23 protein-coding genes and 1 pseudogene are annotated in these 18,991 nt (G+C 62.1%); 14 read left to right on the top strand and 10 right to left on the bottom strand.

The annotated features are described in order from the left end of the window. From JONANDRAFT_RS01905 to guaB, 11 genes are read left to right on the top strand one after another with little or no spacing between them, the layout of a single operon-like run. Positions 1-588: a hypothetical protein gene (locus JONANDRAFT_RS01905; protein WP_008520288.1), complete on the top strand. Its 588-nt coding sequence runs from the start codon at positions 1-3 to the stop codon at positions 586-588. Then, positions 512-1,537 (top strand): hypothetical protein, encoded by a 1,026-nt coding sequence (locus tag JONANDRAFT_RS01900; RefSeq protein ID WP_231366877.1) that lies wholly within the window; start codon positions 512-514, stop codon positions 1,535-1,537. Before JONANDRAFT_RS01905 ends, JONANDRAFT_RS01900 begins: the two co-directional genes overlap by 77 nt. Further along, on the top strand, positions 1,534-1,821 hold the full coding sequence (locus tag JONANDRAFT_RS01895) for a hypothetical protein (protein WP_008522560.1): 288 nt from the start codon (positions 1,534-1,536) through the stop codon (positions 1,819-1,821). Before JONANDRAFT_RS01900 ends, JONANDRAFT_RS01895 begins: the two co-directional genes overlap by 4 nt. Beyond that, positions 1,796-3,085 (top strand): type III secretion protein, encoded by a 1,290-nt coding sequence (locus tag JONANDRAFT_RS01890; RefSeq protein ID WP_008522559.1) that lies wholly within the window; start codon positions 1,796-1,798, stop codon positions 3,083-3,085. Before JONANDRAFT_RS01895 ends, JONANDRAFT_RS01890 begins: the two co-directional genes overlap by 26 nt. Continuing rightward, positions 3,082-4,302, top strand: coding sequence for an ATP synthase F1 subunit alpha (locus JONANDRAFT_RS01885; protein WP_008522558.1), 1,221 nt, complete (start codon positions 3,082-3,084; stop codon positions 4,300-4,302). Before JONANDRAFT_RS01890 ends, JONANDRAFT_RS01885 begins: the two co-directional genes overlap by 4 nt. Further along, entirely contained in the window at positions 4,299-4,763 is a 465-nt protein-coding gene (locus tag JONANDRAFT_RS01880) for a hypothetical protein (protein ID WP_008520283.1), read from the top strand. The genes JONANDRAFT_RS01885 and JONANDRAFT_RS01880 overlap by 4 nt, the downstream gene beginning before the upstream one ends. Next, positions 4,760-5,230: a 23S rRNA (pseudouridine(1915)-N(3))-methyltransferase RlmH gene (locus tag JONANDRAFT_RS01875; RefSeq protein ID WP_008520282.1), complete on the top strand. Its 471-nt coding sequence runs from the start codon at positions 4,760-4,762 to the stop codon at positions 5,228-5,230. The genes JONANDRAFT_RS01880 and JONANDRAFT_RS01875 overlap by 4 nt, the downstream gene beginning before the upstream one ends. A gap of 17 nt (positions 5,231-5,247) precedes the next feature. After that, positions 5,248-5,574, top strand: a complete 327-nt coding sequence (locus JONANDRAFT_RS01870; protein WP_008522555.1) for a YbaB/EbfC family nucleoid-associated protein — start codon at positions 5,248-5,250, stop codon at positions 5,572-5,574. Between the two features lie 8 nt (positions 5,575-5,582). Next, the gene (gene recR / locus JONANDRAFT_RS01865; RefSeq protein ID WP_008522554.1) at positions 5,583-6,191 is read left to right on the top strand and encodes a recombination mediator RecR; all 609 of its coding nucleotides are present in this window, start codon (positions 5,583-5,585) and stop codon (positions 6,189-6,191) included. 3 nt (positions 6,192-6,194) lie between these two features. After that, positions 6,195-7,349 carry a 2-C-methyl-D-erythritol 2,4-cyclodiphosphate synthase gene (gene ispF, locus JONANDRAFT_RS01860; protein WP_008520279.1) on the top strand — a complete coding sequence of 385 codons (1,155 nt, stop codon included), beginning with the start codon at positions 6,195-6,197 and terminating at the stop codon, positions 7,347-7,349. 31 nt (positions 7,350-7,380) lie between these two features. Then, on the top strand, positions 7,381-8,856 hold the full coding sequence (gene guaB / locus JONANDRAFT_RS01855) for an IMP dehydrogenase (protein WP_008520278.1): 1,476 nt from the start codon (positions 7,381-7,383) through the stop codon (positions 8,854-8,856). 74 nt (positions 8,857-8,930) lie between these two features. Here the strand turns inward: guaB and JONANDRAFT_RS01850 are convergent, their stop codons facing one another. The 4 genes from JONANDRAFT_RS01850 to thiD form a co-directional block, all read right to left on the bottom strand. Continuing rightward, positions 8,931-9,521: an HdeD family acid-resistance protein gene (locus JONANDRAFT_RS01850; protein ID WP_231366876.1), complete on the bottom strand. Its 591-nt coding sequence runs from the start codon at positions 9,519-9,521 to the stop codon at positions 8,931-8,933. A gap of 90 nt (positions 9,522-9,611) precedes the next feature. Then, positions 9,612-10,763 (bottom strand): double-cubane-cluster-containing anaerobic reductase, encoded by a 1,152-nt coding sequence (locus tag JONANDRAFT_RS01845; RefSeq protein WP_008520275.1) that lies wholly within the window; start codon positions 10,761-10,763, stop codon positions 9,612-9,614. Continuing rightward, on the bottom strand, positions 10,760-11,530 hold the full coding sequence (locus tag JONANDRAFT_RS01840; RefSeq protein WP_008522551.1) for an acyl-CoA dehydratase activase: 771 nt from the start codon (positions 11,528-11,530) through the stop codon (positions 10,760-10,762). The genes JONANDRAFT_RS01845 and JONANDRAFT_RS01840 overlap by 4 nt, the downstream gene beginning before the upstream one ends. A gap of 166 nt (positions 11,531-11,696) precedes the next feature. After that, positions 11,697-12,449, bottom strand: coding sequence for a bifunctional hydroxymethylpyrimidine kinase/phosphomethylpyrimidine kinase (gene thiD, locus JONANDRAFT_RS01835; RefSeq protein WP_008522549.1), 753 nt, complete (start codon positions 12,447-12,449; stop codon positions 11,697-11,699). Between the two features lie 137 nt (positions 12,450-12,586). On the opposite strand from thiD, the gene JONANDRAFT_RS01830 reads away from it, so the two are divergent. Then, positions 12,587-13,969 carry an NAD(P)/FAD-dependent oxidoreductase gene (locus tag JONANDRAFT_RS01830; RefSeq protein ID WP_008520270.1) on the top strand — a complete coding sequence of 461 codons (1,383 nt, stop codon included), beginning with the start codon at positions 12,587-12,589 and terminating at the stop codon, positions 13,967-13,969. Between the two features lie 128 nt (positions 13,970-14,097). On the opposite strand, the gene JONANDRAFT_RS08310 is transcribed toward JONANDRAFT_RS01830, so the two are convergent. From JONANDRAFT_RS08310 to JONANDRAFT_RS01815, 5 genes and pseudogenes are all read right to left on the bottom strand, one after another. Further along, entirely contained in the window at positions 14,098-14,487 is a 390-nt protein-coding gene (locus tag JONANDRAFT_RS08310) for an IS3 family transposase (protein WP_233417415.1), read from the bottom strand. Between the two features lie 10 nt (positions 14,488-14,497). Beyond that, entirely contained in the window at positions 14,498-14,794 is a 297-nt protein-coding gene (locus JONANDRAFT_RS08305) for an IS3 family transposase (RefSeq protein WP_233417414.1), read from the bottom strand. A 220-nt stretch (positions 14,795-15,014) separates the two neighbouring features. Beyond that, entirely contained in the window at positions 15,015-15,320 is a 306-nt protein-coding gene (locus JONANDRAFT_RS08300; protein WP_233417413.1) for a helix-turn-helix domain-containing protein, read from the bottom strand. A gap of 237 nt (positions 15,321-15,557) precedes the next feature. Further along, positions 15,558-15,686 (bottom strand): annotated as a pseudogene (locus tag JONANDRAFT_RS08495) (hypothetical protein); the annotation flags it as partial. An 88-nt stretch (positions 15,687-15,774) separates the two neighbouring features. Next, positions 15,775-16,791: an ABC transporter substrate-binding protein gene (locus JONANDRAFT_RS01815; protein WP_008522548.1), complete on the bottom strand. Its 1,017-nt coding sequence runs from the start codon at positions 16,789-16,791 to the stop codon at positions 15,775-15,777. Positions 16,792-16,958: 167 nt separating this feature from the next. On the opposite strand from JONANDRAFT_RS01815, the gene JONANDRAFT_RS01810 reads away from it, so the two are divergent. Both JONANDRAFT_RS01810 and JONANDRAFT_RS01805 read left to right on the top strand, forming a co-directional pair. Next, positions 16,959-17,861, top strand: a complete 903-nt coding sequence (locus JONANDRAFT_RS01810; protein ID WP_008520261.1) for a Ppx/GppA phosphatase family protein — start codon at positions 16,959-16,961, stop codon at positions 17,859-17,861. A gap of 173 nt (positions 17,862-18,034) precedes the next feature. Beyond that, positions 18,035-18,436 (top strand): DUF2023 family protein, encoded by a 402-nt coding sequence (locus tag JONANDRAFT_RS01805; RefSeq protein ID WP_008520260.1) that lies wholly within the window; start codon positions 18,035-18,037, stop codon positions 18,434-18,436. 50 nt (positions 18,437-18,486) lie between these two features. On the opposite strand, the gene JONANDRAFT_RS01800 is transcribed toward JONANDRAFT_RS01805, so the two are convergent. After that, on the bottom strand, positions 18,487-18,991 hold a 505-nt coding region (locus tag JONANDRAFT_RS01800), incomplete at its 5' end, for an IS3 family transposase (RefSeq protein WP_008522547.1).

Raw genomic sequence — 18,991 nt, 5'->3', positions numbered from 1 at the left:
GTGTCGGCCACTCAGGCGTCCCCACAGCCTCTGCCTCAGGGGTTTTTAAAGGCCCTTGACGACGAGCTGGCCGCGGAACTCGCCGAAAGCGAGCGCCAATGGAACGAGAAGATCGCCGCGCTCGTCCTCTCGCGCCGCGACGAAGCGGCTGAAATTTACCATCAGGCCATGATCAGCCATCAGGCCGCCCTGCGTCAGGCCGACGAGGAGTTCGAGCGGACGCTGCGCAGCATCGACGCCCGAGGCGCCGCCAAGGTTGCGTCGATTCGCGCGGCGCGGGTTCAGGAGACGGTACGAAAGGAACTTGACCGAATCCGCGGGCTCAAATCCTATCCGGACGTCCTGTCCGGCCTGATTGCTGAAAGCTCTCTGGTCGTGGACCGAATTAACCACTTCGAGGCTCCCGAGCCGGAAGCCTCGATTTTGGCGCGTCTGACCGGCGCGCCGGTGCGGCCTGCCCCGTTCGACTGCTGGGGCGGTTTTCTTTGCGTCGATGAAGGAGGGACGATCCTTGACTGCACGTTCCGTACCCGATGGGAGCGTCTCCAGGCCAGCGGCCTTCCAGAAAAAGCTCTCCCAGCCGTCTAACTTCAGCTACGTCGCCGGCCGGCTGAGCGCCCGCATGAGGGAGTTCTTCACGCCCAGCGAGCTAGACGGCTTGGACGGCGCCCCCCTCGGCGAGTTTGAGCGACGCATTCTGGCCAGCTCCTACGGCCCGCCGTACCGACGGGACTTCTCGCTGGCTGCCGGGCCTGTTTCGTTCCGGCTGGACTCGATGCTGACGGCCGAGACGAGCCGCCGACTGGCAGACCTCGTTCGTCTCAGCTTAGGAGAAACCGCTCTGGCCGCCTGTCTTCTCGGCGTTTTGTCAGACCTTCCGTTAGGCCTCGCCTTCCTGCGCAACTTGGCATTCCGTCACCCCACGCCGCCGCGCCAGCGCCCGTGCTTCGGCGTTTTGGATCAGGCGTTTTGGCACCGTCTCTGGGCTGACTGCGCGGATATGGGACGAGTTGAGACGATCTGCAACGAACACGCCTCGCCTCACGCGCCGCTGCTGCTTTTGTCCGTCGATCGGGCTCTGTCTCAGGGCCGCCTCGACGGGGAAATGGCATGGGCCGACGGCCTGCTGGCTCTGGCTTTTCACTGGCTGGACGAGTCCGGCCTTTCCGGCCGGACGCTGCGGCCGTTCATCGAGCAGTACACCGACGCTTGGAACTACCGAATCTGGGCCATGCGCCAGCAGGGAAACGCTGACGTTCCTTTTTTATCGGTCCACGGCGAGCTGCGCCCTGACGTTTTAGCGTCAGCCAAGACGGAGCGGGCTCTGTTCGCCGGCACGGTCTGGCGCTCTCTCAGGTCGCCGGAACACCGGCACACCGCTCAGGACATGGAGCGGGACCTTCTAGGCCGAATGACCCGGCTGAACCGATCCGACCCGCTCGGAGCCGGGCTGATGGCTTCCTACGCCGCCCGGCAGTTTCTCGAGTACGAGCGGCTGTCGTCGCGGATCCGCCAGCTGGCTGGAGCCGAACGATGAGCCGAATCCTTCTGGCCGGGGACATGTCCTTTCTGTCCCTCTGGCCCTTTGAGGTCACGTGGAGGATGGCCCTCAGCGCCGAAGGCCTCGCGTCAGCTGAAGTCGCATGGCCGCCGTTCGACGAAGGCGACCTCGTTTTATACCAACAGGGACTCTTGAGCCGGCTGTCTCCGGACCGGCGTCGGGAGCTCGTCAAAAAAAGCCGGGCCCGGTGGGTGGAAATTCCGCCGCCGTCGCCGCCTAAAGGAGGAACGGGAGATGAAAACGCCGCTGGCCCGAGTTGAGTGGATCTGCGAGGACGAGGTTCGGGCGTCGATTGACGTTCCTCTCTGCTCCGGCGAGCTGGCGGTTTCAGACGACGGGGAGTGGGTCGGCCTCGTGACGTCGGTGCGCCAAGGGGCGGTCGTCCTCCGCTCCCTCGACCCGCCCGAACGGCTCGTCGTGGGACAGCTTCTCCGATTTCTCGGTTCCGATCACCTGCCCGACATGGATTCTCTCCGCTGGGGATCGGTGATCGACCCGCTGGGCCGGGTTCTGCACGACGGCCCCAGGGGCAGGAACCCGATTTTAGGAACTCACACCAGAAGTTTTTGGGGACTGGGACGGCTCGAAACCGCCTTTGAAGTGCCCCGCGGCTCGTCACTCGTCATAGCCGGCGACGGCTCGGTCGGTATCGCCAAGCTGATGGCCGAGGCACTCAGGCGGCAGACTGCTGACTGGGCGGCGGTCGTCTGTCAGGGCGGCCTGCGGGAGCTGAACAGGCTCATCGACGGCGCGGTTGATGCCGGAACTGTTGAAAAGACCATTTTCATCTGGTCGCCCCTCTGGAGCCGCCCGGCTCTGAGCCAGCTCATCCCCCAGTGCCTGAAGAAAGTCTGCCAAGCCGCGCCCCAAGGGCACGGCCTGATATTGTTCGACGACCTGCGGCGGTGGATTGAAACGGGCCGGGAGTGGAGCGAAGAAAGCGGGCAGGACCTGCTGGCTTCCGGCTTCTCTCCCCTGTGCCGAATCGGCGTGGCCCGACTGTTGGACATGCCGGCCCGGGGCATAGAGACGTCCGTCTCCTTGCTGGCTGGCTGGACCGTCGACCGAACGTCGCCACGGCTCACCGAACACCCGTACGGCCGGCTCGTCGAGCTTTTGACCGATCAGGGAATCGTGCTGGAAAACCGGCAGGAACGGCTGCGCCCCACGTATGACGGCTGGGGACGCGCCGCCTTGGCCCTTCAAAGCCGAAAGGCTCTCGAAGAGGCTGCCGATGGGTACGATGACGCCGGCCGGGCAGCCGCGCTTCGCTTGGCCGAGCTGCTCGACGGCCTGTACCTCTCTCTCGGCCCCGGCGAGATCGACGACGTCCCGGCGACACCGTGGCGTCCGTGCGACCACGACAAAATTCTTTACCTCTGCGAAACGCCTGACGCCCTGCCGGGCGACTTTCCCGCTCGGGCCCAGCGGTTGGGCTTTGAGTCCCTCGACGGGCCGGAAGCCTCTCGCTTGGCGATTCGAAACTGGCTGAACAGCTGCGGCCGGAAAGGAGATCTGCCGTGAGCCTTTCGCGCGTCGGCTCCCGCCGAATATCCCGGCTGGAAGGCACCGTCCTCTGGGTGGACGGGCTTCGCTCGGCCCACCTGAACGATCTGGTCACTGTCGTCAACGGGCGGGGCGAGCAGTTCATCGGTCGGGTCACGGCCCTTCACGGCCGACAGACCCGCGTCCGCTTGGACGACGCCTTCCCCGGCATGTCACCCGATGACTTAACCGTCTGGCTTGGCGCCGACGAGCCGGACCTTCCGAGCAAGCTGCCCGTTTTAGTCGATCAGGCTGAACGGACGCTCGTCCCGTTTTCCACCGGCGTGCCGGCCCTTGACGCGCTGTTTCCGCTGTACCGAGGCGACCGAATCCTTTTAACCGCGCCCACGCAGGAAGCCGGACTTTGGACTGCCTCCCGGCTGCTGTACGACGCGACATCGGACGGCCAGACGCCCCTGTACGTGGCGATCGGGACGCCCCGCTCCGCTCTGGCGGAAATCCGTGGGTCCTGGGACGACTTGGGCCTCGACGAGAACAACCTGTTCGCCGCGCCGTGCGACGCCACGGCGTTTCGAAGTCTGGCGCCCCTTCGGGCCGGCGCGGTGCGGGCCGTCGAGCTGGCTCAGTCCGGCCAGCCGGTCTGCCTGATCATCCGCGACTTGGACGCTTGGTTCGACCTGTACCAAGAAAAATTGCTTCTTCGCGGCGCCGTCCGCAGCGTCCGCGGGGCGCTGAACTCGTTTCACGGCATGGTCTGCCAAATCCTCGACATGGCCTACCAGTGGCGCAGCAGGCTGACCGTCGTCGCCCTGCTGTCCGACTGGGCCGATCGGGGCAGCCCGTCGCCGCTCTGGGGACTTCGCGCCTACTTCGACTTGGCCGTTCACATCACCCGGTCCGAAACCGTCGGATTGGACGGCGAAACGAGCCACTGGCGGGACACCCCTCAGCGGACGGAAGCCGCGTGGCTCCGACGCCAGTTCAAAGCCCTGTCAGCCGAAATCAGCTCGCTTCGCCGCTGGGGCGACGAGGTGCCGCCGGACTTGGCGTCCTTCCAGTCCAAGCTGAACGCCTTTCTCGCCCTGCGTCACGCTCCAGAAGGCCGCACGCCGGTCTCTCTGGCGTGGGAGGTCCTGAGCTGGGTCGACGAAGAGCGACTGAGGAAGATCCCGCGTCCTCTCCTGCGGGACCGGCTCTCGTCAGTCCGGGCCAGAAGGGACGGTGACAAGCCGTGACGCAAGAGACCCAGCCGTCCGTCTGCGCCCTTCGGCTCAGCCGGGCTGCTGCCCGGCGTCGGGCGGCTCAGCGAGAGGCGGATGACGCCCGTCTTCTCCTTGCCGAGCGGCTGTTTTCCACCGCTTCCCAGTTGGAGACTCTCCGGCTTTACGAAGGGAGCGCGGCGGTCGAGGAGCTTCGGGCCGACCTGCCGCCGCTTGACGGACCGTCCGACGGCGGCCAATCGGCCGGCAGCCTGTCGCTTTTGTCGTCCCCTCAGGCACAGAGGGCACTGGGGGCGCTCAAGCTCCAAAAAGAAGCGCTCGGCCGGTACCTCGACGCGGCGGCCGCCTTGGACGCCGCCCGAGACGAGGAAGAGCGGCTTCGCCTTCGGCTGAAGAACGCCCCCATGCCAAAGCCCGCTTCATCGGGCCCCTTCTGGGACGAAGTGCCGCTTCGCCTGCGGCGGCGGACGAGATGAAGCTGCTCGTCGCGGCGGTGGGACGCCCGAAAGAAGCGTTTATCCTCCAAGGCGTCGCGTCGTACCTTGAGCGGCTCCGGCCCTTCATGGCCGCGTCGCTGACGTTGATCCCCGACGGCCGGCTCGGCAAGCTGGACCGGCTCCGGCGAATGGAAGCCGAGGGCGCTGAAATTTTAAAGCTTCTCGGTGACCGGGACCAGCTGATCGCCTTGGACGAACGGGGGCGAACCTTCACCAGCGAGGCGTTTTCCAAAGAGCTGTTCTCCCAATTGGACTCGTCGCCTGGCCGGCTCGTCCTGCTGATCGGCGGTCCGTGGGGCATATCGCCCCAAGTCAAGGAGCGGGCCAGTTCCCTTTGGTCCCTCTCGTCTCTCACGTTTCCACACGAACTGGCCCTTCTCGTTTTGGCAGAACAGCTTTACCGAGCCGCGTCGATTCGGGCCGGAACAGGGTATCATCATCCATAATTGAAGGAGTGACTCGTATGAAGTTTGGCGGCAGCAATATGGGCAACATGAGCTCGATGATCAAGCAGGCGCAGAAAATGCAGCAGGAAATGCAGAAGATTCAGGCCGACTTGGCGAACGAGAAGGTCGAAGGTACCGCCGGCGGCGGCATGGTTACCGCGACGGTCAACGGTCAGGGCGACCTGCTGGGCGTCAAGATCTCCCCGGAAGTCGTCAACCCCAGCGAGGTTGACGTGCTGGAAGACTTAGTCCTAGCGGCGGTGCGCGAGGCAAGCCGAAAGGCGAAAGAGCTTATGCAGAGCCGGATGGGCAGGCTCACCGGCGGCATGAACCTGCCGTTCTGAGGCACAACGTGACACTTCCAGAACCTCTTGAGCGGCTCATATCCCTGTTTAAGGAACTGCCAGGCGTCGGGGCCAAAAGCGCCCGACGCATGGCTTTTTTTGTACTTCAGCAGCCTCAGTCTTACGCCAAAGATATGGCCGACGCCTTAAACGCGCTGAAACGCGATGTCGCCACCTGCAGCCGGTGCGGCAACCTGACGGTGACCCAGCCCTGCCCGATCTGCTCCGACCCGATGAGAAACCGCCATCTGCTCTGCGTCGTCGAGTCGCTGGAAGACCTGACGAGCATTGAGCTTTCCGGGCTCTTCAACGGCCTGTACTTCAACCTAGCCACGTCCGTCTCGCCGATGGACGACCGGGAGAACATTCCGCCGGACGTGATCGAGCGCCTCAGGGCCTTAATCGCTCAGGAACCGATCGAGGAAATCATCATCGCCACAAACCCGCGGGTGGAAGGAGACATGACCTTCTACGCCCTACTGGACGCCTTGGCTGACCTGCCGGTGACGAAAAGCCGGCTGGCCTACGGCCTGCCCGTCGGCGGCAGCATCGAGTTCGCCGACCGGGTCACCCTTCACGCCGCCCTTGAAAGCCGACGGCCCGTGACGGGAGACTAGCCGATGCGCCTCACTGCGGCCATTCTGGCCGCTGGGTCTGGATCCCGCCTCGGCGGGGTGCCCAAACAGTTCAGGCTTCTGGCAGGCCGACCGCTCTGGCACTACAGCTACGAGACGGCCAGAGCCGTCTGCGCCAAATTCGACGCTGAAATTCTCCTCGTCCTGCCGCCCGACGCCGAAGAGGCCTTTCAAACTGCCGAAAAACTGGCGCCGGACGCCCGACTCATCGCCGGCGGAACGAGCCGGGGGGAATCAGCCCTCAAGGCCCTTCAGGCGGCACGAGGCGAGCTGATCGCCCTGCACGACGCGGCCCGGCCCTTCGCGTCGCCGGACCTGTGGGAGAAGCTGGTCGAGGCGGCGGGAAACGGCCGAGCCGCCGTCCCGGTACTGCCGGTTCCCGACTCGCTCAAGCGGCGGGCCGGCTCCGGCTGGGAGCCGGTGAGCCGGGAGGGGCTGTTTCTCACCCAAACGCCTCAGGTCTTTCCCCGGGACGAACTGCTGCGCGCCCTCACGGGCCGAGCCGACGCAGCCGGGCTGACCGACGAGGCCCAAGCGTGGCTTGAAGCCGGAAAAGAGCTGGCCGCCGTGGACGGCGAAGAAAAAAACGCCAAAATCACCCGCCCGGGCGACTGGGAGCTGGCCTGCCGGCTTGCCGGGCCGGAAATCCGAACCGGCATCGGCTATGACGTGCACCCCCTGACGCCGGACCGTCCCCTCGTCTTGGCCGGCGTGACTGTACCGTCCCCGCTGGGGCTTGCCGGCCATTCGGACGCGGACATCATCAGCCACGTGGCCGCCGACGCGGTGCTGTCGGCCGCGGGACTTCCCGACATCGGCACCCTTTACCCGTCGTCTGACGAGCAGTACGCGGGCTGCCGAAGCATGGACCTCTTGGCCGACGCGGTGAGCCGCGCGGAGCAGGCCGGCTGGTCGGTTCAATTCGTCTCGCTGGTCGTGACGGCTCAAGTGCCCAAACTGGCTCCTTACGGCCCGGCGATCCGCCAGGCCCTCGAAAAGGTCCTTGGCGACGGAAAAATCTCGGTGACCTTCAAGTCGGGCGAATCGGTCGGCCCGGTCGGCGAAGCCCAGGCGATGGCCGCATGGGCGGCGGCAACCGTCGCTCGGTCGGGGTTGCGTTTGCCCGCCAGACCGCTATAATGCTGACAATTACCCGGGAGGAGGAGCCCCTATGAACATCCAGGAACACTTCGCGCCGTATCAGGGTTTCACTTTCGACGACGTGCTGCTCGAGCCGCAGTACAGCGAGGTTCTGCCGGCCCAAGTGGCCGTTGACTCGTGGATCACGCCGGAAATCAAAATCAATATCCCCATCTGCAGCGCCGCCATGGACACGGTGACGGAAGGCCGGCTGGCCATCGCGATCGCTCGGGAAGGCGGAATCGGCATCGTCCACAGGAACCTGTCCATCGACGACCAGGCCAGAGAGGTGGACAAGGTCAAGCGGTCCGAGGCGGGCGTCATCACGGACCCGTTCTACCTGCACCCGGAAAACCCGGTTCAGGACGCCCTCGACCTGATGAGCCACTACCACATTTCCGGCGTGCCGGTGGTGGACCACAACATGAAACTGGTCGGCATCATCACGAACCGGGATCTGCGGTTCATCGACGACTTCGTCCAGCCGATCAGCGCCGTCATGACGAAAGAGGGGCTCATCACCGCTCCCGAAGGAACCACGCTGGCCGACGCGGAGGAAATCCTGCGGCACGTCAAGGTTGAAAAGCTGCCGCTGGTGGACAAGAACGGCAAGCTCAAAGGGCTCATCACCATCAAGGACCTGCAGAAAGTCAAGGACTTCCCCAACGCGGCCAAGGACTCTTCAGGCCGGCTGCGCTGCGGCGCCTGCGTCGGCGTGGGAGCCGACGTCATGGAGCGGGTTGACGCGCTGGTGAGCGCCCACGTCGACCTAATTGTGGTCGACACGGCGCACGGTCACTCCAAAAAAGTTCTGGACACGGTCAGCGCCATCAAGCGCCGTCACCCGGACCTTCAGGTCATCGGCGGCAACATCGCCACGGCTGGCGCGGCTCAGGCCCTGATCGAGCACGGCGCCGACGCGGTAAAAGTCGGGGTCGGCCCCGGCTCCATCTGCACCACCCGAATCGTGGCGGGTATCGGCGTGCCCCAGCTCGCGGCGGTCTTGAACGTGGCCTCCGCCCTAGGGAACTCGGGCCGCAAGATCATCGCCGACGGCGGCATTCGCTACTCCGGCGACATGGTTAAGGCTCTGGCCGCCGGCGCTCACTGCGTGATGATCGGCTCGCTGCTGGCCGGAACGGAAGAAAGCCCCGGCGAAGTCATCATCTACCGCGGCCGGTCGTATAAGACCTATCGGGGCATGGGCTCGCTTGGCGCCATGAAGGGCGGCTCGTGCAAGGACCGGTACTTCCAGGAGAACTCCAAGGACAACAAGCTCGTCCCCGAGGGCATTGAAGGGCTGGCGGCCTACAAGGGCTCGGCTGGCGACGTCATCTATCAGCTGGTCGGCGGCCTTCGGGCTGGCATGGGGTATTTAGGAAGCCCCGACCTTGAGACTCTCAGGGAAAAAGCCCGGTTCGTCCAGATTACCGCCGCTTCGGTGAAGGAGAACCACCCTCACGACGTGGTCGTCACCAAGGAAGCTCCCAACTACTGGGTCGAATAAAAACAAGGCCTCCCGTTCGCAGAGAACGGGAGGCCTTTTTAACGCCTTAATTTTCTTTTCGGCTTCAACCGCCGTCAGCTCTTCTGCTCCGACGCCCGCCGCTCCACGTAGGACGTGCAGCCCAGCGCCAGGCGAATCGTCAACAGGCCGGAAATAACCAGCATGGCCCCGAGAAGCACGCGAGGCACGTTCCCCGTCCGGGCTCCGAGCCAGTTGGACAGGATAATAACTGCCAAGACGGCCGAGATGATCCCTCCGACCAACAGGCCCCACGCGCCGGGAACGGCCTTCACCCGCCACCAGCTGACGAGCCTCATGACCCCGTCGGCGATGAAATAGAGCGCGATCAGGACGCTCAGCGTCGCCGCGCCCGCCTCGGGCAGAAAGACCATGATGGCCCCCAAAACGGTCAGAACTGCGGCGAAAATTCGGCCAACGCTCCGCGCCGTGCCGACGCTCCGAAACGACAGGGCAAACTCGGCTCCCGCCGCCAACAGGACGGCAACGCCGGCCACCCGCTGAAACGCCACGGAAAAGACGAGCGACACGATCCAAACGGCACAGCCGAGAAACACCATCAGGCTGCCGACGAAGAACGCCTGTCTCTGCAGGGCCTTCACCGACTCAGTTGTTACGTCGAGTTTTTCCAACAGCAACGGTCTCACCTCCGCGGGGTCAGCGTATCACCGGTTCAGCTCCGGCACAAGAGGAAAGCCCGCAAAAGTCCCGCCGCCCTGTTGGCCGCCAGCCGCCTCTCAGCTGGCCGACTCCAGCATCTCCACAAACGCGCCCAGACGGGTGGAAAGCTGCTCCTTGTCGCTGGCCGAGTAGTCGGTCTCGACGGCCAGATAGCCCCGACCGGACGACTGGACGACCTGACGGACAGACCACGTCTCCACCGCGTAGGTATGGCACGACGTGAGCGTCACGTCCACGACCCCCGCGACCCGGTACCGGTCCATCAGGTACTTGAGGGCGTCCATTCGATTGCAGTTCGGGCTCATGATGGAACAGCCGATGGAAAGGTACTTGCGGGTGATCGCGTCCATCGGATCGCCGGTCTCGTCGACCAGATAGCCCAGTTCCTTCTCGCCGCCGCAGTTCTCGTAGCAGACGACCACGCCGCCGGCCGCCTCAATGGCGTCGACGACCTTCATGGCCCCGCCAATCGGACAGCCGGTGACGAGAACCCTCGGGCCGGTCAAGCCCCGCCGGTCGCCGTTTTCCCAAGCGGTCTGAATCTCCTTGACGCAGTTCTCCAGCCAGTTCACCGCCTCTTCCTTGTGGAAGTGGGTCTGCATGTAGTCGCCGAACTCCTGAACTTCCCGGCCGGTCAGAGCCGGGTCGTCGCACGTTGACAGGTTCCACATCTCGCGGAGCGCCCGGCGCTCCCGGTTGCGCAGCGCGATCGACGCCCGAAGGGCGTCGTCGGTTATCGGCTTGCCGGTCAGCTCGCCGATGAACTTCCGAAACGCCTCGTACTCCCTCCGAAGGAGTTCAAAGTCCTGCGGCCGGTCGGCCTGATGCGGCAGGTCGATCATGTACACCTTTTTTATGCCCTGCATCAGCTCGTACATCTTCCGCTTGCCGTCGCAGGTCGTCTCTCCGACCACCACGTCGCAGAAATGGAAGTACGGGCAGCTTCCCCGAAGCGCGTGTCCGTAACTGGCCTTAATCAGCGGGCACAGGTTTCTCGGCAGGTGCTCTTCCGCCGCCGGGATCGCCGCGTCGTTCTTCGAGCACAGGCTGACCGAAACCGCGCCAGACGCGTTGACGATCTCCCACGGCATATAGGTGCAGTAGCACCCCACCACGATGCCGCCCGATTCTTTGAACTCCTTCACCTGAATCACGCCGTCTTTGGCGTGCTCTCTCATTTCCGCCACAACTTGACTGATCGACCTCATGCCTTCCCCTCCCAACCAATCAGCGCCGCCCCTATGGCGCCTGCGAACTGAGACCGAGAGTCCACCGCCACGTCGCACTGAAGAACCTGTGACAGCATGACTCGAAGCGCTTCCGACCGGGCCAGCCCGCCGGAGAAGAAAATCGGCGGCTGCCAACCCAGACGGCCCAGCATTCCCGCTACCCGGGTCGATATGGACCTGAAAATTCCCCTCGCCAAGGACTCCCGGTTAGCCCCTTGGGCCAGGTGGTTCACCAGCTCGGTTTCGGCGAACACGGCGCACATGCTCGAAATGGGCAGTTCCTCCCCCTGAAGTGGAATGTTGAGGAACTCGTCCATCTGGAACCCCAGCGCGGCGGCGGCCATCTGAATAAACCGGCCCGTTCCGGCCGCGCAGCGGTCGTTCATCGCGAAGTCGCTCACCACTCCCGACGCGTCCATCGCGATGACCTTGCTGTCCTGCCCGCCGATGTCGATTACCGTCCGAACGTCAGGGGAGAGAAAGCGCGCCCCCCGAGCGTGACAGGTGATCTCGGTCACCTTGCGGGTCGCGTCAAGGAACGTTTTACGCCCGTACCCGGTAGCCACAATGCCCGTCAGCTGCCCGGTCTCGACGCCGCACGACGTCAGAAGCCGCTGGGTCAGCTGGCGGCCAGACTCGCCGGGGCTCCACCCCGTCGGAATCAGGTCGGTTCCCAGAATCTGACCGTCAAACAGTGCCGCCTTGGCGCCCACCGAACCAATATCAACCCCTAAAACTAACGGCACGGCTTCTCCCCCTCTTTTCATTCTTATTCAGAATGAAAATGATAATTTCTTTAAAATTTTATTCCCCGCCGCCGCGTCAGTCAAGCTAGCTGGCCTACTGATAAAAAGCAGGGCCGAGAGCGCAATCGCTTGCGCTCTCGGCCCTGCCGTATCGTTAAACTATACGCTATTTGACCTCTGAAACGTCCCCGCCGAGCTGAGCGCGGACAAAGGCCAGCGCCGCATCGACAGCGTTTTCTATAGAGCTTCCAGCGGCCAGTTCGGCCGCGACGGCGGCGCTCAGGATATCGCCCAAGCCGACCGGGCGCGGCGAGTCAAGCCTTGGACCGTGCCAAACTTTCGCCTGACCGGCGTGCCACAGCACGTCGGTCACGGTTTGGCCGTCAAGCCGGCCGCCAGTCACCAGCACCGACACGGGGCCCATATCGGCGATGCACCGGGCCGCCTCCTGCAGGGCGTCCTCCGTTTCGATCGGAAGGCCGCTCACGAGGCTTGCCTCCGGCGAGTTGAACACCGCCACGGTCGCCAGCGGCAGCAGGCCGCCTTTAACCACTTCAAGGGTCGACTTATCCGAGTCCGGGACGCCTGACTGGAGCATTCGGAACGGGTCAAGCACCAATTTCGCGTTCGGGATCTCCCTTAGCGCGGCGGCCAAAGGCTCGACGATGTTTTCCCGGTCCACCGTCCCGACCATCACCGAGCCGACCGCCCCGGCTGTAATTTCCTGTATTTGAGCGGCCACGCACTCCGCCGGCAGCTCATGACGAATAGCCCCGTCGCGGCCCGAAGCCAGCACGGTCGTCGCGGCGCCCAGGCCGCGGACGCCAAGCGCCTCAAAAGTCCGCAGGGCGGTGATCAGTCCGTCGCCCGAAGAAGCGAGCGCTCCCACGAAGAGCGCGGTTCCCCGATAGTCTTTCATGACAGTCCTCCTTTTCACGGCATCATCGCGCCGCACTGACATTATACCCGGCGCGGCGCCCCGGCGCTCTGTTATAATGAGTTGGACCTTCGGGGCAGAGCCCCGATCGCCGTGAAACAGCCAAGAGGGGGAACAGGATGATTTACGATGCGGTGATTGTCGGCGCCGGACCTGCCGGCGTTTTTGCCGCGCTCAGCCTCACCGAACAGGGCAAGCGCGTTCTCATCATTGATAAAGGACGGCTCATCAAGCAGCGCAAGTGCCCAATACTCGAAGGCAAGGTTTCCAGCTGCGTGAACTGTCCCAGCTGCGCCATCGTCTCCGGGTGGGGCGGCGCCGGAAGCGCTTCCGACGGCAAGCTCACCATCACCACCGGGTACGGCGGCAACTTGGAAGAGTACATCGGCCGGGCAAGCGTGGCCGAGCTGATCGAACGGGTCGACAGCACGTTCGTCCACTTCGGCGCCGACCCAAAATTCTACGAGCCGTCGGGACAGGCCGTGCGGGACACCATTCACCGGGCCGCCGCCGTGGGGATCAAAGTCCTCCCGGCCAAGATCCGCCACATCGGCACGGACGCCAGCCGGGAAGTACTGGACGCCATGTATCACCACCTCAAAGCGCTGTGCGACATTCGTATGGACACGTTCGTCTCCGACGTGATCATCGAGGACGGACAGGCCAAGGGCGTCGTGACGGCCAAGGGCGAGCGGATCGAGAGCAAAACGGTCATCGCCGCGCCGGGCCGGGACGGAGCCAGCTGGCTGGAAACGGTGATCCGGCGGCTTGAACTGCCCATCGCCTCCATGCCGGTCGACGTGGGCGTCCGAGTGGAAGTCCCAGACAGCGTCTGCCAGGACCTGACTCGAGACTTCTACGAGGTCAAATGCCTGTACAACACCCCCACGTTCGACGACCGGGTGCGCACCTTCTGCATGAACCCATCGGGGTTCGTGGTCAGCGAGTTCAACAAGGCCCACAAGCTGGTGACCGTCAACGGCCACAGCCTCAAGAACACCAAGTCGAACAACACCAACTTCTCCATTCTGGTGACGAAGAACTTCACCCAGCCGTTCGGCGACCCGATCGGCTACGCGACCCATATCGCCCGGCTGGCCAACATGCTGGCCGGCGGCGGGATCCTCGTTCAGCGTCTCGGCGACCTGCGGGACGGCCGGCGCTCCACGCCGGACCGAATCGCCCGGGGCATGGTGGAACAGACCGGCCCGGCCGAGCCGGGCGACCTGAGCCTCGTCCTGCCGCACCGGCACATGACGTCAATCGTCGAGTTCCTCGACGCACTCAACGCCATCATGCCGGGCGTCAACCAGAACGACACGCTTCTCTACGGCGTGGAGATCAAGCTGTACTCGCTCCGCGTCCAGCTGAACACTACCCTTGAGGTGCCGTCCGTCCGCGGGCTTTACATGGTCGGCGACGGGGCTGGCGTCAGCCGGGGAATCATTCAGGCGGCCGCCAGCGGCTTAGTGGCCGCCCACTCGGTCTGCGAACGGCTGTAGCGCCTTCCAGCTTACTGATACTGAACGCAAAAGCTCCGGCCCAGTTGGTCTGTCTGCTCCCCGTCAATAGGACAGTGAAAAATCAAAAAGTCCCGTACCGCCAGTCGAGTAATCGGCTGGCGGTTCTTTTACGCCGCAGTATAGAAGCTTGCATGGTATTCGGCAGGTGTCATCAGATTCAGTTTCCGTTGGAACCGCTCCGTGTTGTAATACCTGATGTATGACTCTATGGTCTTCACCAGATCCATCTTTGAGGTGAAGCGTTTCCTGTAGTACATTTCACGCTTCAGGATCCCCCAGAAGCCTTCCATAGGCCCATTGTCAATGCAATGGGCTACTCTGGACATGCTCTGCTTCATTCGGTTTCTCTTTAGTCTCCCCGAGAACTGTTTGCTCGTGTACTGGAAGCCTCGGTCACTGTGAAACAATGGATGTGCCTCGGGCTCACGCTCTACAGCTTCATCAAACGTGCTCATAACCAGCGGATTGTCATTATGCTCGCCGATTTTATATGCCACGATCCTGCGATCATAGAGATCCAGTATGGCACTCAGATATACTTTTGTGAGCGTTCCCCCCGACGTAATACTTGAACTCAGTGACATCCGTCAGCCATTTCTCGTTCGGTGCGTCTGCGTGAAAGTCACGGTTGAGATAGTTTTTGGCGATATGTGCAGGGTCTTGGCTGCTTCTGGTGCAGCTCTTTGGCCTCCACTTGATCGTGGATTGAATACGCTCTCCGCGACAGATCCTGAGTACCCGCTTATCGTTCACTGCGATGCCGTGATTCCTTTCCAGTTCGTCCCTGATTCGCCGGTAACCCATATCCGGATGGTTCTCATGAATGGCCTTGATCTTCTCGGAGAGCTCGGTATTGTACTTCTCACTGAAGCTGACAGGACCTTTAAGCCAGCGATAATACGCGCTGCGCGAAAGCCGCTGGCACTGACAGAGCTTTTGCAGGGGGTAGTGCTTGGCTTCAGTCAGTTCTTTGATCGCTTGGTATTTGTAGGGATGTCGAGTCAGAGAGAGCGATCTTTCATCTCTAACTCTCTGATTTTTTTAACAGGTCGTTCTCCATCTGAAGGTCGCGGTTCTTGTGTTCCAGTTCTGCAATCCTGTGGCGCTGCTTTTCCTCTGGTGTCCGGGCTGGCAGGGTTCCAATCCGCCGTCCACGACGGTCTTCAAGGCCGGCGGGGCCCATGCTCTCATAACGGAGCACCCAGTTGCGCACCTGCTGATAGGAACAGTCGTATTTCAGCGCCGTCGCTCCATAATTATTATCCTTAGCAAGGCAGTACTGTACGATTTCAAGGCGTTCTTCCTGGCTTGTCTGTCTGGCTTTTCTCATGGAGCTGCCTCCTCCGCTTGTGCACGATTGGATCCATCCATGAGTAGTATATGCCTGTATCCAGCTTTGAAGTTGAGCTTTTGACCGTAAGCCATAGCGATACGCCGTCTCCGTTAAGGATCCTTCTCCGCTCAGATAGGCATGAACGGCAGCCAATTTCAGCTCCTGTGAATAATGTCTGTTTCTCGATTGAGCGAGCAATCCTCCGGGACCTTCATTTTGGTAAATCCGGACCCAACTCCTAAACGATGCGCGGCCCCTAAGCCCCGCTTGCCTTGTCGCTTCTGTGCAGCTGATTTCGTCTCGGAGATAGCTTTCAACTAGAGATATTTTCAAAGCTGAGTCTATCTTGCTTTTTCTGGGCATAGAAATACCCCCCAAGTAGGTTTTATATTTCCCTGTCCTACTTGGGGGGAGCATATCATTGGGGCCGGAGATTTTTTACAGCGTCAAATTATTCTTTCAGCACAGGCTCCCAGATCTTTTTCAGCGTCTCTTCGGTGTCCAGCGAGCTGTTGATCAGGCCGAACTCCTTGTAGTCGTTCAGGATGTTGCGCAGCGCCGTCTCGGTCAGCTCGTCGCTGATCAGGAAGTTGTACGTCTTCAGCATCCGCAGGGCCAGATCCCGATCGCCGGAAGCCCAGCCGTTGGCGAACAGAAGGTCAATGGCCTCTTCCTCGTGCTCCATGATCCACTCGGACGCCCGCTCGTGAGCGTTGGTCAGCTTGCGGGCCGTGATCGGGTTGGCCTGCAGGAAGTCCAAGTTGATCGCGTGAATGCAGCAAGGCTCTTGGGAGAAATCCGGGTCAAACGTCAGGGAGCGGATTCTCTTGAGCACGCCGTCGTCCAAGAACTTCTCGGCGTACTGGTCCGACATGGTGGCCGCGTCCACCTCGCCGTTCTGCATGGCGAGGACAACCGCAGACGCCTCAACCTGCTTGAACTTCACGTCGTCGGGCTTCACACCGTCGTGGTTCAGGAACCGAAGCGTGATGTTGTGGTCCGACCCGCCGATCGCCGTCGATACCGCCACGGTCCGGCCTTTCAGGTCCTTCGTCGAGTTGATCGGCCCATTCGCTAGGGCGTACAGCGACTTGCAGCCGGTCTGAATGCCGGTGGTGAACTTCATTCTGACCCCGTTAACCGCCGGGACGAGCATAGCGGCGATATGGTTGCCGCAGGCCACGACCTTGCCGGTACCAACCGCGTCGTTCAGCGCCTTGGACGCGAACTTATAAACTTCCGTCTTCAGCCCCTCGTCAGCGTAGAATCCCTTCACGTGCGCGATGCCGAACGTGCCCAAGCACATTCCGCCAGTATGCCCTAGAGGAATCACCGTGCCGTATGCCGGTTCGGCCTTCCACGCCTTCTCCTCCTCGGGCGTCAAAACAAGCGGGCCCTGCATGGCCCACCCGGCCGTCCCTGCCGCCAACATAGCCCCAACAGCCAACGCAGCAAAAGCTCTCTTCATACGAACTCCTCCTTTGTTCTATAGAACTCAGCAATATTACTCATAAATATTATAATTAATTCTTTCGTATCGTCAACGCCGAACCGGGCGTCAGCCCCTCAACTTAGGGTCAGCAGTAGACTATAATAAAATTATAGTCCGCCCTCTTCGGGCCTTGGAGGTTGAAGATGAAAGCCAGCCTTGCCGCCGTCATCGACGTGGGAACCAACTCGGTCAAATACTGTCTGGCCGAGGGAGACCGGTCCGGAATCACCCGAATCCTCGACGAAGGGCACCGGGTGACAAAGCTCGGCCGGGGAGAATCGCCCGTTTTGACCCGCCAAGCGATGGAAGAAACGGCGGCGGCCGCCGCGTCGTTTGCCGCCGCCGCCCGAAGGGCCGGCGCCGTCCCGACAGCCTGCGGCACCCACGCGGTCCGAAACGCCGCCAACCGGGACGAGTTTTTAGAAATCTTCGAGCGGGAAACGGGCGTTTTCCCCGCCGTCCTCACGGCCTCACAGGAAGCCCAGCTCACCTTTGAAGCGCCGGGCGTCCTTGCCGGCCCGCTGACCGTCGTGGACTCAGGCGGCGGAAGCACCGAGTTCTCGTTCGGCGCGGACGGACGGCTCGAAGGGGCGTTCAGCGTTCCGTTGGGCGCGCTCTCGATCACAGCCGAGTTCTCAAATGACCCGCCGACGCCGGGCCAGCTGGCAGACGTCCGGCTCAAAATCCGCCGAACGCTGGAGTCGTCCAGCGTTTGTCCCGCACTGGGAAAACGGATCGTCGCGTCCGGCGGCACGGCGGTCGTCATGGCCGCGGCGGCCCGCGGGCTGGACGCAAGCCCAGCCTGCGACGTCTTAACGCCGCAGTACGCGAGCCGGCTTCTTGCCCTTTTCAGCGGGAAATCGGCCGCCGAACGCCGTCAAATCCCGGGCGTTCCAGCCGACCGGGCCGACGTCATCTTGGGCGGCACCTGCATCTTAGCCGAAGCGCTGAGCCTGCTGGGGAACGAAGCCGCCGTCACGACGCGGGGTCTTCGACACGCGGTTCTGGCTCGACTCTTCTCGGGCCGATGGCCTCTGCAGCGTTAAAGTTCTCCCTTAAAAACAAAAATCGTTTCGGCGCTTGACAGGTTCAAAAAAGCGGCGTATTCTTTTTCTGTTAGTTAATCCTAACACAGTGTATCACCCCTCCAGGTGGGAGAGCTGCCGCCAACAGCTCTCCTTTTTTCTTAGGGACTTGAGCCCGGAAAAGGAAGTGGAGCATGACCGTCTTTCGCCACCACCTGTACGAATACGACAAGGGGCTGCGCCGGCTTGTTCTGCACACCGCGCCGGAGTCGAACCGGCTGGAGATGGAAACCATTCTCCGCAAGCAGGGCGTCGCCTACCTGTTCGTTCCCCTGTCCAACGGACACGTGAACGTCTTCTTTGGCGACAAGGACTGCGTTGACGTGGTTAAAAGCTTCGGCACGACGCGCCTGTCCGACCTGACCGACGAGCAGGACTTCATGCTGGGCATCATGCTGGGGTACGACCGGCAGGTTCAGTGCCGCCGCTACTTGGCGCGCCGAAGGAAAAAAAGACTCTTCCCTCTTGGCTCTGGCAGAATAAAAAACGCAAGGGCGCTGCAGAAAATGGTCTGCTCCCCGTCAATAGGACAGTGAAAAATCAAAAAGTCCCGTACCGCCAGTCGAGTAATCGGCTGGCGGTTCTTTTACGCCGCAGTATAGAAGCTTGCATGGTATTCGGCAGGTGTCATCAGATGCAATTTCCGTTGGAACCGCTCCGTGTTGTAATACCTGATGTATGACTCTATGGTCTTCACCAGATCCATCTTTGAGGTGAAGCGTTTCCCGTAGTACATTTCACGCTTCAGGATCCCCCAGAAGCCTTCCATAGGCCCATTGTCAATGCAATGGGCTACTCTGGACATGCTCTGCTTCATTCGGTTTCTCTTTAGTCTCCCCGAGAACTGTTTGCTCGTGTACTGGAAGCCTCGGTCACTGTGAAACAATGGATGTGCCTCGGGCTCACGCTCTACAGCTTCATCAAACGTGCTCATAACCAGCGGATTGTCATTATGCTCGCCGATTTTATATGCCACGATCCTGCGATCATAGAGATCCAGTATGGCACTCAGATATACTTTGTGAGCGTTCCCCCCGACGTAATACTTGAACTCAGTGACATCCGTCAGCCATTTCTCGTTCGGTGCGTCT

This window comes from Jonquetella anthropi DSM 22815 (genome assembly GCF_000237805.1).
Classification (GTDB): Bacteria; Synergistota; Synergistia; order Synergistales; family Dethiosulfovibrionaceae; genus Jonquetella; species Jonquetella anthropi.
Note: the sequence above shows the minus strand (reverse complement) of the source record. Positions and strands in the feature narration are given on the sequence as shown.